This window comes from Ferrovum myxofaciens, assembly GCF_000735045.1.
In the GTDB taxonomy this organism is placed as follows: Bacteria; Pseudomonadota; Gammaproteobacteria; order Burkholderiales; family Ferrovaceae; genus Ferrovum; species Ferrovum myxofaciens.
Genome location: NZ_JPOQ01000283.1, coordinates 1 through 807, shown reverse-complemented (window position 1 = coordinate 807; position 807 = coordinate 1). Strand labels below are relative to the sequence as shown.

2 pseudogenes are annotated in these 807 nt (G+C 49.3%); one reads left to right on the top strand and one right to left on the bottom strand.

Annotation, left to right across the window (positions count from 1 at the left end):
- Positions 1-521: pseudogene (locus IV91_RS0113530) on the top strand (hypothetical protein); the annotation flags it as partial.
- A 75-nt stretch (positions 522-596) separates the two neighbouring features.
- Here IV91_RS0113530 and IV91_RS18590 read toward each other — a convergent pair.
- Positions 597-807, bottom strand: a pseudogene (locus IV91_RS18590) (TonB family protein); the annotation flags it as partial.

Below are 807 nucleotides of genomic sequence, written 5' to 3'. Positions count from 1 at the left end.
TGCCTGCTGTGGCGAATTCTCCTGCTACGCTTGGTTTCCATACCTGCTCTCCTGTGTCACAATCTGAAGAGGAGTATGCAGAAAAATTATCCGGGAAAATACAACGCCGCTGGCTTACCGCTTACTTTCGTCCGCTCTTGTTGCGTTTCCTCGATTGGGGTTTGTTGGTGACATTCACGTTATTCTTCATCGATGTTGGGTTTCTGAGTTCTTTTTTCAATCCGCATCAATTGCCGGGCCTAGGTCAGGGTAAATCTCATATCATTCTGTTTTTATGGGGAATTTTATTGTCACAAGTGATGAGTAATGTACCTGCAACCCTTTTTATGGCACCAGAGACAGACTCTCTAAAATCCTTGGCCTATGGGGTTAATGCGGGAGGGTTCGGACTATTTGTCGGTTCCATGGCCAATCTGATCGCCTTGCGGATGGCAAGGGATCGTCAAATTTGGCGCGAATTTCATGTCCTGTCTTTCCCTTTTCTTTTGTTTGCTGTGGTGACAGGCATTCTGTTCCTTTGACATCCTCCCCGCCTTGAACGACGGGGCTTTTCGCGCAGGTCGGTAACGAGTTAGAAGACGAAGTGGTTGGTACCTTCATTCATGCTCATCCAGGCCCAAAAATTTTACCCAGATCTCGAAGGTCAGTACCCTTCCCGCATACTCGGCAGTGGCTTCCGGGAAATGGGCGACATGAACGGCAGCCAAGGCCGCCTTGTCCAGGATCCGGTTTCCACTCGTGATCAGCACACTCGCGCCAGAGGCCATACCATCCTTGTAATCAAAAGTTACCTTGGTTTGCCCGGAC